The sequence below is a fragment of the Paenibacillus typhae genome (assembly GCF_900099765.1).
In the GTDB taxonomy this organism is placed as follows: Bacteria; Bacillota; Bacilli; order Paenibacillales; family Paenibacillaceae; genus Paenibacillus_AQ; species Paenibacillus_AQ typhae.
Genome location: NZ_FNDX01000041.1, coordinates 1 through 16,012, shown reverse-complemented (window position 1 = coordinate 16,012; position 16,012 = coordinate 1). Strand labels below are relative to the sequence as shown.

At 52.5% G+C, this 16,012-nt stretch carries 16 protein-coding genes, 1 rRNA gene and 1 other annotated feature; all 17 genes read left to right on the top strand.

The genetic code is table 11. The features are described 5' to 3' along the window. Positions 1 to 795 (top strand): septum site-determining protein MinD, encoded by a 795-nt coding sequence (gene minD, locus BLR64_RS23555; protein WP_090718278.1) that lies wholly within the window; start codon positions 1 to 3, stop codon positions 793 to 795. Positions 796 to 1,017: 222 nt separating this feature from the next. Then, on the top strand, positions 1,018 to 1,869 hold the full coding sequence (locus tag BLR64_RS23550) for a M23 family metallopeptidase (RefSeq protein WP_090718273.1): 852 nt from the start codon (positions 1,018 to 1,020) through the stop codon (positions 1,867 to 1,869). After that, the gene (locus tag BLR64_RS23545; RefSeq protein WP_090718270.1) at positions 1,862 to 2,704 is read left to right on the top strand and encodes a M50 family metallopeptidase; all 843 of its coding nucleotides are present in this window, start codon (positions 1,862 to 1,864) and stop codon (positions 2,702 to 2,704) included. The genes BLR64_RS23550 and BLR64_RS23545 overlap by 8 nt, the downstream gene beginning before the upstream one ends. Before the next feature lie 62 nt (positions 2,705 to 2,766). Next, positions 2,767 to 4,008, top strand: a complete 1,242-nt coding sequence (locus BLR64_RS23540; protein ID WP_090718268.1) for an Rne/Rng family ribonuclease — start codon at positions 2,767 to 2,769, stop codon at positions 4,006 to 4,008. 81 nt (positions 4,009 to 4,089) lie between these two features. Beyond that, positions 4,090 to 4,175: a sequence feature (ribosomal protein L21 leader region), on the top strand. Between the two features lie 14 nt (positions 4,176 to 4,189). Then, positions 4,190 to 4,501, top strand: a complete 312-nt coding sequence (rplU, locus tag BLR64_RS23535) for a 50S ribosomal protein L21 (protein WP_019908991.1) — start codon at positions 4,190 to 4,192, stop codon at positions 4,499 to 4,501. 12 nt (positions 4,502 to 4,513) lie between these two features. Continuing rightward, positions 4,514 to 4,849 (top strand): ribosomal-processing cysteine protease Prp, encoded by a 336-nt coding sequence (locus BLR64_RS23530; RefSeq protein WP_090718266.1) that lies wholly within the window; start codon positions 4,514 to 4,516, stop codon positions 4,847 to 4,849. Between the two features lie 18 nt (positions 4,850 to 4,867). Then, on the top strand, positions 4,868 to 5,179 hold the full coding sequence (rpmA, locus tag BLR64_RS23525; protein ID WP_039876443.1) for a 50S ribosomal protein L27: 312 nt from the start codon (positions 4,868 to 4,870) through the stop codon (positions 5,177 to 5,179). 215 nt (positions 5,180 to 5,394) lie between these two features. Then, positions 5,395 to 6,135 (top strand): Spo0B domain-containing protein, encoded by a 741-nt coding sequence (locus BLR64_RS23520; protein WP_090718263.1) that lies wholly within the window; start codon positions 5,395 to 5,397, stop codon positions 6,133 to 6,135. A gap of 15 nt (positions 6,136 to 6,150) precedes the next feature. Then, positions 6,151 to 7,461, top strand: a complete 1,311-nt coding sequence (gene obgE / locus BLR64_RS23515) for a GTPase ObgE (protein ID WP_068728419.1) — start codon at positions 6,151 to 6,153, stop codon at positions 7,459 to 7,461. A 331-nt stretch (positions 7,462 to 7,792) separates the two neighbouring features. Beyond that, positions 7,793 to 8,539: a hypothetical protein gene (locus tag BLR64_RS23510; protein ID WP_090718261.1), complete on the top strand. Its 747-nt coding sequence runs from the start codon at positions 7,793 to 7,795 to the stop codon at positions 8,537 to 8,539. A gap of 263 nt (positions 8,540 to 8,802) precedes the next feature. Then, entirely contained in the window at positions 8,803 to 9,240 is a 438-nt protein-coding gene (locus BLR64_RS23505) for an ACT domain-containing protein (RefSeq protein WP_090718259.1), read from the top strand. A gap of 165 nt (positions 9,241 to 9,405) precedes the next feature. After that, positions 9,406 to 10,692 (top strand): homoserine dehydrogenase, encoded by a 1,287-nt coding sequence (locus tag BLR64_RS23500; RefSeq protein ID WP_090718257.1) that lies wholly within the window; start codon positions 9,406 to 9,408, stop codon positions 10,690 to 10,692. A 35-nt stretch (positions 10,693 to 10,727) separates the two neighbouring features. Continuing rightward, the gene (thrB, locus tag BLR64_RS23495) at positions 10,728 to 11,708 is read left to right on the top strand and encodes a homoserine kinase (protein WP_090718254.1); all 981 of its coding nucleotides are present in this window, start codon (positions 10,728 to 10,730) and stop codon (positions 11,706 to 11,708) included. Continuing rightward, positions 11,705 to 12,592, top strand: coding sequence for a prephenate dehydratase (gene pheA, locus BLR64_RS23490; protein WP_090718252.1), 888 nt, complete (start codon positions 11,705 to 11,707; stop codon positions 12,590 to 12,592). Before thrB ends, pheA begins: the two co-directional genes overlap by 4 nt. Positions 12,593 to 12,596: 4 nt before the next feature. Further along, entirely contained in the window at positions 12,597 to 13,478 is an 882-nt protein-coding gene (ilvE, locus tag BLR64_RS23485; RefSeq protein ID WP_090718249.1) for a branched-chain-amino-acid transaminase, read from the top strand. 328 nt (positions 13,479 to 13,806) lie between these two features. Then, positions 13,807 to 15,393 carry a LysM peptidoglycan-binding domain-containing protein gene (locus tag BLR64_RS23480; protein WP_090718246.1) on the top strand — a complete coding sequence of 529 codons (1,587 nt, stop codon included), beginning with the start codon at positions 13,807 to 13,809 and terminating at the stop codon, positions 15,391 to 15,393. Between the two features lie 535 nt (positions 15,394 to 15,928). Continuing rightward, positions 15,929 to 16,012 (top strand): 16S ribosomal RNA (locus BLR64_RS23475); the annotation flags it as partial.

The following is a 16,012-nucleotide window of genomic DNA, read 5'->3' as shown; positions in this document are numbered from 1 at the left end:
ATGGGAGAAGCGATTGTCGTAACCTCGGGCAAAGGCGGTGTGGGCAAAACAACCACAACGGCCAATATTGGAACCGCGCTTGCACTGCAGGGCAAAAAAGTATGTCTGGTTGATACGGATATCGGACTGCGGAATCTGGATGTGGTTATGGGACTGGAAAACCGGATCATTTATGATCTTGTTGATGTGGCGGAAGGGCGCTGCCGCCTGAATCAGGCGCTGGTCAAGGACAAACGTTTTGATGAGCTGTACATGCTTCCGGCTGCCCAGACAAAGGATAAGACGTCCGTTACTCCGGAGCAGGTCAAGGACATCATTCTGGAGCTTAAAAAGGAGTACGAATACGTACTGATCGATTGTCCGGCCGGGATTGAGCACGGGTTCCGCAATGCTATAGCCGGTGCCGACAAAGCTATTGTGGTCACAACTCCGGAGCATGCGGCTGTGAGAGACGCGGACCGGATCATCGGGCTGCTGGAGCAATCCAGTGTGGAGTCACCGAAGCTTGTAGTTAACCGCATCCGTCCCGGACTGGTCAAATCCGGGGACATGCTTGATATTGAAGATATTTTACAGGTGCTTAATATTGACCTGATCGGAATCGTTCCGGACGATGAGCTGGTCATTAAGGCGGCCAATAACGGTGAGCCTACGGTCATGAATCCAGACTCGTCCGCCGCCATTGCCTACCGCAATATTGCCCGTCGGATTCTCGGCGATGCCGTGCCGCTGATGCAGCTGGACCGGAAGATGGGCGCTTTCAAGAAGTTTAAGAAATTTTTCGGCATGGGCTAATCCTTATTCAGCAATCATACAAAGACATACACCCCCGTCGCAGGGCATACTGCGGCGGGATTTTTGCGTTGTGAAGAGACGCAGCGGCCCCTTGTACCCGTAGATGTATCCTAACGGTCTTCCCTTTTCCGGTATTGTGATTGCTGCCTTGGAGGGCTTGTTCTAAACAGGCTCCGGGCTCTCATAAACTAGCAATAAAACAAGCCCGCCGGAGGGATCAATATGGAACAGGGATCAGGGATCAAAGGACGGCGCAAAGAGCGCATCCGCAGTCTGCTGGATGATCAGCGGGAAGCCGCACCGCTTCCGCTGTATACGCTGGAGGAGGATGTGCCCAGCTTCAAAGAATGGGGCAGGCAGCGCGACGGGAGGGAGCCCGGCTATGAGCCGGACCCCGAGGTCCTGTGGAAGCAGAGCCGCAGAGGGTGGATGGACGAAGGGGGCGACGGCGGCAGGCCGCGCTTCACCGCCGGGCTTATCCGCAGAACTGTAGCGAGTGTACTTGTGTTCGGGGCAGTATGGGGCATTTTCCTCGCAAGAGAGCCTTGGGCCGTCAAAGCACAGGCATTTATTACAGATGCGCTGAGCAATGATATGGATTTTGCAGCTGCCCAGGTATGGTACGAAACGCATTTTAACGGTGCGCCATCGTTTATTCCGATCTTTGGAGAGGATGAGGTTCCGGCCGAAAAGGTCAGTACCGCGCATACCCTGAGTGCCCCGCTGGAGGGCAGCATTATGCGATCTTTCGCCGACACCTTGTACGGTGTTGAAATTATGCCTCAGTCCGATTCAAGCGGCAATGTCACGGTGAAAAGTGTAGATACGGGACGGGTTCTATCCGTGTCCAAAGAGGCGCAGGGAGGCATCCGGATCGTTATCCGCCACACAGGCAGCCTGACAGCGGAATACGGGCATTTAAGCGGAACCAGACTGTCGGCGGATGACTGGGTGGAGAGCGGGGATACCGTCGGCTGGATGCAGGAGACGGAGAGCGAGGCACCTCTGCTTTTTTTCGCGGTTATGAAAGACAAGACTTATATTGATCCCGCTGAAGTGGTATCGTTTGATTAGGATATTTGGAATCCAGCTGTCGCTGCATCCGCTGTTTGTGCTGGTCATGCTTCTTTCAGTTATCACCGGACAGTTTCTGGAACTGCTAACGTTATTTATGATCGTATTTATTCACGAAATGGGACATGTGTGTGCCGCTCTGCTGAACGGGGTTACGGTAAAGTCTGTCCAACTGCTGCCCTTCGGCGGGGTGGCTGTCATTGAGGATCATGGACGGCTGAATGCCGGCCGCGAGATTGCCATTGCGATTGCCGGACCGCTGCAGAACGGGATCATGATTCTGATTGCACTCCTGCTTCAGCAGCTTGGGGGTGGCAGCAGCGCCTTTCTTGCCTACTTTATCCAGGCCAACGCTATAATTGCGCTGTTCAACCTGCTGCCGGTACTGCCGCTGGACGGGGGCAAAATCGTACAAGCTGCGCTGAGTACACTCGTACCTTATTACTATACCCTGCTCTGGAGCGGAAGAGTGAGCATTGCAGCAAGCGGACTTGTCATTGGTTATGCGCTGCTGCCCCTGACAGCAGGGGCAGGACTGCGGCTTAATCTGCTCATGATCGGAGCATTTTTGCTCTATTCCAATGTTACGGACCAGCGTAATCTGCCTTACCGCTTTCTGGCTTTTCTGATGAACAGGGAGGCTGCCTATGAGCGGTATTTAAGTCTCGGCAGTACGGCTCGTCCGATTGTTGCCTTTTACGCGAAACCTTTAGATGATATATTGCGTCTATTTAAACGTAACCAGTATCATTTTATCTATGTGATGAATGAGGATAACAATGTGGTAGCCGTTGTACCGGAGCAGCGCCTGATCGCTTCCTATTTCGGGAGGTAGAGCATGGCTTAGCGCTGCACAGCGGATGGCGACGAATGAAGATCTAGACCAGAGGTGAAGCCATGAAACAAATGATCGTTCACTGCACGCAGCATGTTACCCGGATGGCTCTTCTGGAAAACGGGCGGCTCGTGGAGTATGCGGCTGAACGCGATCAGCAGCAAGGGCTGGTCGGCAGTTATTACAAGGGCCGGGTTATGAATGTTCTGCCAGGCATGCAGGCTGCTTTTGTCGATATCGGACAGAAGAAAAATGCCTTTCTATATGTAGATGATGTCCTCCATCCCCACCTGGAGAAGCAGCCGCAGGTGAAGCCCTCTATTGATACTCTGCTGCAGCCCGGCCAGGAGATCATCGTCCAGGTCCGTAAAGAGCCGCGGGGGGGCAAGGGGGCCAGGGTAACCACCCATTATACACTGCCGGGACGCTGGATGGTGTACATGCCCTTTGCCGAATATGTCGGAGTATCCAAAAAAATCAGCCGCGAATCAGAGCGCAACCGGCTGAAAGCAATCGGCGAGCGGCTGCGGCGGCGGGAAGAGGGCCTGATCATGCGTACCGTATCCGAGGATGAGCAGGCGGATGCGGTCGAGGGAGATCTGTCTTTTCTGCGCGCGCAGTGGGAGATGATTGTCCGCCGGGCTGAAGAAGCAAGTGCACCTGCCCTTTTGCACTCGGATCTCAGCATTGTGCAAAGGTTCATCCGCGATGCCTTTAACCCGCAGCGGGATGAGCTGATGATTGACTCGCCCAAGGCCGTGCGGGAAGCGGAGGCTTTTCTCGCAGATATGGCCCCTGACGGGCATAAGCCGGTCGGCCTCTACCGCGGGCAGGAGTCGATCTTCACTGCGTACGGCGTTCAGGAGCAGCTGCTGAAGAGCTTCAGCCGCAAAATCATCCTCGAAGGCGGAGGCACGCTGATCTGGGATGAAACCGAAGCGCTGACGGTTATTGATGTTAATACAGCACAGTACACAGGCGGCTCAACACTGGAAGAGACTGTGACGCAGACAAATCTGCTTGCGGCAGAGGAAATCGGCCGGCTGATCCGGCTGCGTGACACCGGGGGCATCATCATCGTTGACTTTATTGATATGGAACTGGATGAGCACCGGCGACAGGTGCTGGAACGGCTGGAACGGGTGATCTGTAATGACCGTACCAAAACGCATATTCTGGGCTGGACGCATCTTGGCCTGCTGGAAATGACCCGCAAAAAGGCGAGGCACGATGCAGCAGGCTTTGCGCCCGTTATCTGCCAGTGCTGCGGCGGGACAGGCAAGGTTGGCGCCTGGCTGGAATAAAGGAAATTCAGCTGGTATTATTGACTCTGTTAAATAAGTATGATAATATCTTCAAGTATGTGTTTGGTTATCTTATTCCTGCACATGCTGTAACCGCTCCGATCGGGTACATAAGCGCGGTTCCTCCGGGAATCTGCCACCTAGACTAGGCGAGTCTGAGACATGAGGAGGTGCAAGTACAATGTATGCAATTATCGAAACTGGCGGTAAACAATACAGAGTCCAAGAGGGCGATGTTCTGTTCATCGAGAAGCTGGAAGCTGAAGACGGCGCAAGCGTAACGTTTGACCGTGTATTGGCTGTTTCCAACGAAGGCGGTCTGACTGCAGGAACTCCGCTCGTAAGCGGCGCGTCTGTAACAGCTAAGGTCGAGAAACACGGTAAGGGTCAGAAGGTTGTAGTTTACAAATACAAACCGAAGAAGAACTACCACAAGAAACAAGGCCATCGTCAACCGTACACTAAAGTAACTATCGAGAAGATTCAGGCGTAAGAAGGTGCGTTAATGATTAACGTGCGGATTACACGGGCTTCTGACATGGGTGCTGTTATCGGTTTTGAGGTGGAAGGGCATGCGGGTTATGCCAGACGCGGTGAAGATATTGTATGCGCCGGAGTATCTGCTATTACAGTGGGTACGGTGAACTCAATTGAGAGCCTGACCGGAATTTCTATGGATACGTCCATGAAGAACGGCTTTTTAAGCGGAACCCTGGGTTCTGTTGAAGATGCTGAAACTTCCGCGAAAGTTCAACTGCTGCTGGAATCCATGGTCTTAATGCTCAGTGATATCGCAGAATCATACGGGAAGTATATTAAGATACAGCAAGTTATCATTTAAAGAAGGAGGTTGACCAACATGTTGAAATTGGATCTTCAGTTATTCGCATCCAAAAAAGGGGTAGGTTCCACAAAGAACGGACGTGACTCCCACTCCAAGCGTCTTGGCGTGAAACGTGCTGACGGTCAGGCGGTTACCGGCGGTAACATTCTGGTTCGTCAACGCGGAACCAAGATTCACCCGGGCACTAACGTAGGCATCGGTAAAGATGATACGCTGTTCGCTCTGGTTGATGGCGTAGTGAAGTTCGAACGTTGGGGACGCGATCGCAAAAAAGTGAGCGTGTACCCGGTTGATGTCGCTCCGGTAGCAGCGGCAGTGGAAGCGTAAGCTTTCCGAACCATATTTGCATGAGAAGCCTCCGGCATGAGTGCCGGGGGTTTTTTTGATAAGTGAGACGGCGGATCAGGGGGATCCCTGAAACTGTCTGAATGCTGGTGATTGCACCGGATGCGTGTGTTATACTGGAAAATGGTAAAAGCGCCTTAGGGCTGGCTAGACTAAATTTGGCATGAATTTTGCGAACTGAGGGACGGGGAGAAAGAATGAAATCCTGGAAAGGTATTGTCTGGGCAGTCATGTTATCCGTAACGCTTCCTTTGGGCCTTCTGTATTGGCACACCACCCTTTTCACATGCCTGCTGCTCGCAGTATGGGTAGCTGCAGTGCTTGCTTTCAGCTTTTTTTACAACCGGCGTCATTTTGAAGAGGAACTGCGTATACAGGAGAAGACTCTGCAGCAGGCGGCGAACCGGACACTGAATCATCATCGTCATGACTGGATGAATGATCTGCAAGTGCTGTATGGATATATTCAGCTGAACAAGCCTGATAAATCCGTACAATGTGTGGAAAGAATAAAGGAACGAATCGCACTCGACAGCCGGATCGCCAAGCTTGGCATTCCGTCACTGGTATTCTATCTGCAGTCGTTCCGCACCTTCAGCAGCAATCTGGAGCTGGAAGTACAGGTGGAGGAAGGCTTACAGCTGGAGGACAAGCTGACTCCCGGCCAGGGTGAGGAGCTGACATCTGTGGTGATGCAGACGGTAAGGGCTTACCAGTACAGCGGGCTTACGTCCCAGGGCGATACGCGGATACTCCGCCTCAGCTTTACACAAGACAAGGGAGATATTCTTATCTCATTCGAAGGCAAGGGTGAGCATGGTAACCCTGAGCTGCTGCAGGAGCAAATTTATAATATAGTGCAAGGCAAAATCATGAAGGCGGAGCAGTGGAGGCCAAGCGAGGCTTACGTAGAGCTGCGGATGCCGCTGGAAATGTAAGGAAGGTGAAAATTCATGTTCGTAGATAAGGCTAAGATTTATGTTAAAGGTGGCGACGGCGGCGACGGTCTCGTGGCCTTCCGCCGTGAGAAGTACGTGCCGGAAGGCGGGCCGGCCGGCGGTGACGGCGGCCGCGGCGGCGATGTGATTTTCCGTGTGGATGAAGGGCTGCGGACACTGATGGATTTCCGTTATCAGCGCCATTTTAAAGCTGACCGCGGAGTTAAGGGCCGTAACAAGAGCCAGCACGGGGCAAATGCCGAGCATATGATCGTAAGAATCCCTCCGGGAACGATACTGATTGATGATGATACCCAGGAAGTCATTGCCGACATGACCCGTCATGGACAGCAGGTGGTTGTAGCGAAGGGCGGACGGGGCGGACGCGGGAATATCCGGTTTGCCACTGCAAATAATCCAGCGCCTGAGCTTGCCGAGAACGGGGAAGAAGGCCAGGAACGTTATATTGTAATGGAACTGAAGGTTATGGCGGATGTGGGCCTGGTAGGCTTTCCAAGTGTAGGCAAGTCCACTCTGCTGTCGGTAGTCTCTGCTGCGCAGCCAAAGATTGGTGCGTATCACTTTACTACGATTACCCCGAACCTGGGTGTGGTTGCAGCAGGTGACGGCCGCAGCTTCGTTATGGCGGATCTGCCGGGCCTGATTGAGGGAGCCAGCGAGGGTGTAGGCCTTGGACATGAGTTCCTGCGCCATGTTGAGCGTACGCGGATCATCATTCATGTAGTGGATATGTCCGGCTCCGAAGGGCGTGATCCGTTCGAGGACTGGGTGCTGATCAACGATGAGCTGAAGCAGTATAATGCCAATCTGCTCGACCGTCCGCAGATCGTGGCGGCGAACAAGATGGATATGCCGGAATCGGAGGAGAATCTGATTGCCTTCCGGGAACGGATTGCTGAAATTCGTCCTGACCTCGAAATTATGCCGATCTCCTCGCTGACCCGCCAGGGGATTCAGGAGCTGCTCTACCGTGCAGCTGATCTTCTGGACAGCATTCCAGTTGCTCCGGTGGTCGAAGAGGTTGCTGAAACAGTTGAACGCAAGGTGTATAAGCTGGAAGCCGAAGCGGATGACAGCTTTACTATTACACGTGATAACGAGGCCTTCGTCGTCAGCAGTCCGCGTATTGAGAAGATGCTCAAACGCATGCAGCTGAGCACGCATGATGCGATTCTGAAGCTGGCCCGTACGCTGCGTCATATGGGAGTCGATGCCGAGCTGCGTAAGCGCGGAGCTGTGGAAGGGACGATCGTCCGCATCGGCGATTTCGAATTCGAATTTGTTGAGAACAGCAGCTACTACTAAAAAATGCTTCTGCCCGCGGGCAGGCAGTTATAGAACGCCGGCGGTGCCTTCTCCTAGTGGAGAGCACTGCCGGCGTTTTTTTTTAAAGACTAAGAAAGTATATATTTCACGCAATCCTTTATCCTTATCTTTCTCGCAGAAACGGATACCGTCCTGTTTAGGACGGCGTAGCCGTTTCTACTTGTCATGTCGGGCACATCCAAACCGGCAGCAGATCGTATACAATGGGATGGAAGGCGCGATTACCTATATAAGCCGGATGGCCTGAACTGAAGCCAGGACAGAAGTTCTGCGGCAGGTGTGGCAGAAGGACCGGTTAAAGGAGGACCTTATGCAAAAGAACAGGAGCTATGCAGGAAACATTAGTCTATTCTATGCAGCAGTGGTAATTCTGACAGTCGCCTTCTTCATCATGCTTGAGCTGCCCGGACTGCAGCCCCGCTCTATCGTTAGCATGCTGGCTATGCTGTCTGCGGAAAGTGTGTTTTTCGGCTTTACCGTATACCGGCTGCGCACGCCCAAAAGTAACCGGAGTCCCTCTCCGGTGCAGACTGGCGGCGCCTGGATTACTGCCGCTTATGCGGCTGCTGTGTTGATTGCAGCGGCTCTGCTCGACTGGGGCCTGCAGCTCCAGACGCCGGCTTATGCGGCAGTGCAGGTGACGCTGCTGCTGGTTAGTGCTGCCCTGCTGGCGGTGACAGGCATATACAGCCGCAAAGCCGCTGCACAGGAACAGCGTACTAACGATGCCACTAGGGCTCACACAGAGCACCAGGCCGAGCTGAAGGACATCCGGGAGCTGGCCGGAAGCTGGAGGCATCCCGGGGCGCAGTGGCTTGCGGAGCTTATCGCCGGGCTGGAGGAGCAGTTCCGGTATAGCGACCCGCACTCCAGACCGGATCTGTATGATACCGAGGAAATGCTTACCCGGCAGATTTCTTTGCTGCATGATCAGGTGGCGCTGCTGCTGACGCTCAGGGACCCGGGCAGCGGCTGGGAAGGGGCGGCCGGTGAACTGGCGGATAACATAGCCGGTACGCTCCTGCTGCGGAACAGGCAGCTTGCGGCGTTAAAGTAGGGGACAGCATAAAAATGCTATAATGCAGGAAATACCGAAGGGCAAACACCAGGGCGGAGCGGCGGTAATGCTCTTAACAATCCTGGCATGACAGCACCGCCTAGATGTTGTGATAGCTGCATGAATTCTTTAATGCAGGCTGATTTTGCAGTTGAACAGGGATAGCCCCGTCTGCACCCGGTGAAAATCTATTGCTTTTTTCAGAGCTTTTCAAGTATAATGTCCACTATGAAAACACAAAAGTCTTTGGGGTGAGGACGTTCGTGAAAGAGCGCTATTATTTGGTCCGCGAGGACATTTTGCCTGACGCTGTGCTGAAGACCATGCAGGTCAAACAGCTGCTGGAAGCAGGAGACGCCAAGACGGTACATGAAGGTGTGGAGCAGGTTGGACTTAGCCGCAGCGCTTTTTATAAATATAAAGACGGCATTCATCTGATCCACCAGCTGGAGCGGGAACGGATCGTAACCATTTCACTTGATCTGGAGCATGAGTCGGGTATGCTGTCCAAGGTGCTTGGCTGTGTGGCGGTTCACGGGGCTAACGTGCTGACGATCAACCAGAGTATTCCGCTGCAGGGACGGGCGAACGTCGTCATTTCTGTGGAGATTTCACATATGAATCAGGAGCTGGGCGATATGCTGGACGGTCTGCGGGAGATATCCGGTGTAAAACGGGCTTTGATCATAGGCCAGGGGTAGTAGTATAGCTTCATAAAACTAAGCGGGTGCTTACGAAGCGAGTTTTATTGCGTAGAAATTCAGAGTAGTATAGCTTCATAAAACTAAGCGGATGCTTACGAAGCTAGTTTTATTGCGTAGAAATTCAGAGTAGTATAGCTTCATAAAACTTTTAGGAGGAACCACATGAAGCCGGTTAAAGTTGGATTATTGGGCCTTGGCACGGTCGGTGCAGGTGTTGTCCGTATCGTGGAAGGAAATCAGGAGGACCTGAGCAGTCAGGTGGGTTCCCCGATCGTTATTGAACGTATAGCTGTAAAAAATGTCGATAAGCCGCGGGACATCGAAGTGGATGCGGCGCTGATCACTACAGATCCTTGGGAGGTTATCCGCGATCCTGAGATTGATGTTATCGTTGAGGTAATGGGCGGCATCGCCGGCACGAAGGAATATATTCTTGAGGCGCTGGAACTCGGCAAGCACATCGTCACCGCCAATAAAGATCTGATGGCACTCCACGGGTCGGAGATTCTGGCCAAGGCGCAGGAGAAGCAGTGTGACGTATTTTATGAGGCCAGCGTGGCCGGCGGGATTCCGATTATCCGTACGCTTATCGAGGGCTTTTCCTCTGACAAAATCAAAAAAATCATGGGGATCGTAAACGGTACAACCAATTACATACTGAGCAAAATGAGCCAGGAAGGCGCCTCGTATCACGATGTGCTGAAAGAAGCGCAGGGACTGGGCTATGCCGAATCCGACCCGACCTCTGATGTGGAGGGCCTTGATGCTGCACGCAAAATGGCCATTCTCGGCACGCTCGGCTTCCGCACCAATGTGGAGCTGAATGATGTCAGCGTCAGCGGGATTTCCGGCGTTAGCAAGGAGGATATCGCTTTTGCCAAACGGCTTGGCTATGATATGAAGCTGCTGGGAATCGCCGAATGCGAGGATGAGGAATTCAGCATCAGCGTCCAGCCGACGATGATCCGTACGAGTCACCCGCTCGCTTCCGTGAACGGAGTGTTTAATGCGGTTTATGTATACGGGCAGGCGGTTGGAGAGACGATGTTCTACGGTGCAGGCGCAGGTGCAATGCCTACAGCAACCTCTATCGTGGCGGACCTGGTGGCAGTGATCAAGAACCTGAAGCTGGGCGTGAATGGCCTGAAGCAGATTGTGCCTTATAAGCAGAAGAAGCTGAAGAGCGACGAAGATATCTTTTACAAAAATTTTCTGCTGCTGCATGTCGATGACAAAGCGGGTGTGCTGGCCAAAATTACCCAGGTATTTGCTGAGTATGATGTCAGTCTCGATTCCGTGGTGCAGCAGGCGAATCCGAATAATCCGGACGCGGAAATTATTATTGTAACTCATAATGCCAGCAAGGCGAGTATGAATAAGGTGCTGCGCCACCTGGAGGAGCTTCCGGTTATTCACCGGATCAAGAGCCATTACCGTGTAGAGGGATAGTACTCGCAAAAAAGACGAAGGAGATTTCACCCGCTATGAGTATGTATGGAAGGTCTAGAGTAAAAGTACCCGCCAGTACCGCCAATCTGGGACCCGGCTTTGATACGCTGGGTATGGCCTTGTCGCTGTATGCCTGGATTGAGATGGAAGAAGCCGAAGAGACGGTGTTTTACTTTTACGGCGACCAGATGAACGGACTTCCCTGTGATAAAAGCAATCTGCTCTACCAGGTGGCCCAGATGGTATTTGCCGAAGCAGGCGTCTCTGTTCCCGAGCTGTCCATATCGATGTATTCTGATATCCCGCTTACCCGGGGGCTTGGCAGCAGCGCGTCGGCCATTGTCGGAGCACTGGCTGCGGCCAATACCATGATCGGCTCTCCGCTGGATAATACCAAGCTGTTCGATATGGCCTGCTCCCTCGAAAAGCATCCTGACAACGTTGGAGCCTCCCTGTTCGGAGGAATTATTACGGCTGTCTGGGACGGCACACATGCCGACCATATCCGGATTGAACCGCCCCGGGATATGGAGGTGCTCGTTGTCATTCCGGAGTTTGAGCTCGCTACGACCAAGGCACGGGGGGTAATCCCTACAGAAATTACCGTCAGCGATGCCGTGTATAATATTAGCCGCACCTCATTGCTTACAGCAGCCTTTGCCGCTGGCAGGCTTGATCTGATCGGCCGGGCGATGCTGGACCGTCTGCATCAGCCGTACCGCGCTCCGCTTGTCCCCGGAATGGAGAAGCTGCTCGCTGAAGCCCCGCAGCACGGGGCCCTGGGAATTGCGCTTAGCGGAGCAGGCCCGACCCTGCTCTGTCTGGTGGACGCTGGCAGCACTGAGAAGCAGGAGCTGGAGCTGTTCCTGAGGGAGACGATGGCGGAGCACGGGATTCCGGCGCAGACCCGCTGGCTGCCTCCGTGTACGGACGGCGTGAAGGTGGAGCTCATGGAAAGAAACGGGATGCAAAACGGCTCATTTTTGGATATGATAAAAGGAGAAGTACAGTCATGAAATCAATAGCGGTATTGCCGCAGGGTACGGTATCCCACGAAGCGCTGCTGCATTTATTTGGTGGCGAGCCGGTCAGCATTGTGCATCACAAGCTGATTTCCGATGTTTTTCTCTCGACGGCAGGCGGCACAACGGATTACAGTGTGATCCCGATTGAGAATACAATCGACGGTTCGGTAAGCCTGCATATTGATTGGCTCATCAATGAAGTCAATTTGCCTATGCAGGCGGAGTGGATTTTTCCGTCTATTCAGAATCTGATCGGTCATCCCGGAGAATTCAAGAATAGCAGCGGCGAAAAGGATTATTCCGGAATCAGAAAGATCCTCTCCCATCCTGTCGCTATGGCGCAGTGTCTGCAGTTCATCCGCGCGCATGTGCCGTGGGCTGAGCTGGAGTCGGTGGGAAGCACCTCCGAGGCTGTGGAGATTGTGAAGAACAATCCCGGCCGGGGCTGGGCGGCCATCGGTACGGCGCTTGGAGCCGCGACACACGGCCTGGAGATAGTCGAGCGCAAGATTACGGATCACCATAATAACTACACGCGTTTCGTTCTGGTAGGGCCTCAGAAGCTGAGCCTTCCGAAGAAGAGCTCTGGTGACAAGACGAGTATTCTTGTAACCCTGCCGGAGGATTTTCCGGGAGCCCTGCATCAGGTGCTGGCCGCATTTGCCTGGCGGCGATTGAATTTATCACGCATTGAATCACGGCCGACGAAGAAGAAGTTGGGTACTTATTATTTTTACATTGATGTGCTGGAACCGATAGAATCGGTCCTGCTGCCGGCGGCGATTGAAGAGATCAAGGCCTTGGGCTGCCAGGTGCGGATTCTGGGCTCGTATCCCACATACACCTATGAGGAAGAGAAAGCGGAGGTGCAGTAAGTTCATGGCTGAGCAATGGATCTATCTGGATGGACAACACGTAACAAAGGAAAATGCAAAGGTATCCGTATTTGATCACGGTTTTCTTTACGGGGACGGTATTTTCGAAGGCATCCGTATTTATAACGGTAATATTTTTAAATGCAAAGAGCATCTGGACAGGCTGTATGATTCGGCCAAATCCATCATGCTGGACATTCCGCTGACTTATGATGAAATGCTGGAAGCGATGGCAGAGACGATCCGCCTGAATGAAATGCGCAACGGCTATATCCGTCTGATCGTTTCACGCGGTGTAGGTAATCTTGGACTTGATCCGCGCCGCTGTCCTAAGGCCAGTGTAATCATCATTGTGGAGCAGCTTGCGATCTATCCGGAGCAGGCTTACCTGAACGGCTTGCGTGCCGTCTCCGTATCCCAGCGCCGCAACCTTCCGGATGCGCTCAATCCGAAGATCAAGTCACTTAACTATCTGAACAACATCCTCGTCAAAATCCAGTCCAATCTGGCGGAAGCCGACGAAGCCATCATGATGAATGCCCAGGGCTATGTAACTGAGGGCTCCGGTGACAACATCTTTATCGTCAAAAGAGGAGTTGTCTACACGCCGCCTTGCTATCTGGGGGCGCTGGAAGGCATCACCCGCCTGGCGATCATCGAGCTGTGTGAGAAGCTGGGTCTGCCGTTGAAGGAAGAGCCATTCACTATGCACGACGTGTATATTGCCGACGAGGTTTTCTTCACCGGAACAGCAGCCGAAGTTATCGCCGCCCGCGAAATCGACGGCCGGATCATCGGCGAAGGACATGCCGGTCCGATTACGCTGCAGCTGCTTGAAGAATTCCGTAATGCCGTGGATAAAGACGGCTATAAAGTCTGGGAGTAAGGTTTATCCGGGACTGAGCCTGCTTTAATTAGACAAATAAATCCCTTCATGCAAGCGGGATGGACCTTTGTGAATAAGACAAAGGCTAGTCCCGTCTGAGCATGAAGGGATTTTTTTTGTTCCAGGGATGTCAATCGCCCATGGGCTGCATAAGATGTAGTAACGAAGGAGGCAGCTGTAACGCATATAACGATGCTCAGGAGCAGTACCCGGGAGTGGGGACGGATGCTTCTATGAGCCGGAATTTGCAGCCGGATCAGAGAGGACGTGGCTGTAAAGCTTGCAACGCGCTCCAACCATTACGCATTTTTTAGGAGGTTAATGCTGCGTGAAAATACACATTGTCAAACAAGGCGATTCGCTTTATGCATTATCGCAAAAGTACGGAGTACCGCTGCAAAAAATCATTGAGGCTAATCCGCAGATCAGTAATCCGGATGTGCTGAACGTAGGGGATAAAGTCAAGATTCCGTCAGCTCCGGCCTCTGTGCCGGAAACCAGTGAGCTTTTTTATAAGCATACAGTCAAACAGGGGGATACCTTGTGGAAATTATCTAAAGCCTGGGGAATAACGCTCAAGGAAGTGATCGATGCCAATCCGCAGCTTAAAAATCCGAATGCGCTTTTGACGGGCGAGATTGTGAACATCCCTAAGAAATCGAATGGAGCGGCCATCCAGCCGCAATCTATCCAGGGGAATGCCACACCGGTTCCGGCCGATGCCACATCTCCGGCAGTTGTAGATAAAACAAAGGTCGGCGGAAAAACCTACACCGGACCTATAGCAGAGCCTGCTAAGGAAACGGAGACCGCCCCGGTAGCAGAAACGCTTCCAGAGCCTGTGATCAATAAAGCGCCTGAAGTGAATACTGCTCCGGAAGTAAACATAGCTCCGGAAGTAAATATAGCTCCGGAAGTAAATATAGCTCCGGTAGTGAACAAAGCGCCTGAGCCTGCGCCTGTCCAGATGGTCCATGAATCGCAAAGCTTGTACGTGCAGATTTCCGTTCCCGCCCAGGAAGCCGTGGTCTATGAGCCTAAGGAAAAGGGGAAAGCAGCGGTTGAACCGGCAGTCTGGGCTCCGGCGACTAAGGAAACACATTGTGATCCGGCAGCAGGATACCCGGGGTTGAATGAAAACCCTTATGCCTATGACTGTCCGCCGGTATATCCGTATTACGAGCAGGCTATGCCGATGATGGGCGTAAACACGATGGAAAATATGGTTCAGCCCGCCATGTATATGCCGGATTGCATGATTCCGTATGGTGTGCCATACGGTTATCCCGGCAATGTATATCCGGCAGCTGAGGCACAGGGAGCCTGGTATCCAAATATGGTGCCTGAGTATCCTGCTGCACCCATTACCGGTGTAAGCCCGGCGACGGATTATCCCCCTTACGGAATTCCGCAGTATGGCGGACAGCCCGTCAATCTGCCATGGCCGTCCTGCGGCTGCGGAGGCGGACCAGTAATTCAGCCGTACAGCTATGAGCAGCCGGTATATGGCGGCGGTTATCCTGTATTCACGCCTCAGCCAGAGGGAATTTCGCCATATGGATTTATGACAGAGTCTATGCCTAATGCCGGCATTAACGATGCAGCACCGTTAGGTGCATACACTAGTCCGGCGATAAGCGGCATTCCGGCTTATCCGGTGTACCCCGGTATGGAGAACGCTGTGCATAACCGGGTGCCGGAGATTCTGGAACCGGAGCCTGCCGTGCAGGATATTCCTCGAGCATCCGCCGAACTGAAAGAGACAGCAGCGAAGGGGAAGGCACGGAGTGGTAAGACGGGAGGAGCGAAAGTGAAGGTCTCCAGCCATACCGAGGGGAAATCGGCGAAAACAACGTCTAAACAGGGAAGTAACCGGGGCAGTAAAAAAAGCAAAAATCCATGGATTTCGAATTAACCGGGATTAGTTGATACAGAAGCATGCGGGCTGTTGGCCTGCATGCTTTTTAATAGAATATAAAGCCCTTGGGAGAGTAGCTCTTTTGCACTAATACAACAAAATTATAAATGGGTAATATTGTGGGTTGTCTTTATGGGACAGACCATGGTATATTATAAATCCAGTCGCGAACAGAAAGAAATTATTGGTGATTGGGACATGCTCTGCTGATAAGATTGCAAAACACTTTTTCAAAAAAAAGTGTTGCATTAAATCGAAAGACATGATATATTATAAAAGTTGCTGCTGACGAGTTAATCGAAAGCGACAACGAGCTTGATCTTTGAAAACTGAACAACGAGTGAGTATCGGAATTCACTTCGGTGATTCCAAAACTGATGATTTTCACAGCGTCTTGTACGTTTTAGAAATTCATCTTGAGAATGTAACATTCTCGTCAGATGTTTCAAAATGAGCGAATCGCTCTTTTCGATAGTTTTCGGATGGTTATTTCCTCGGAGTGATTCGGGTGAAGTAACCGTCCGGAAAAACCTTATTGGAGAGTTTGATCCTGGCTCAGGACGAACGCTGGCGGCGTGCCTAATACATGCAAGTCGAGCGGAGCTTATCCTTCGGG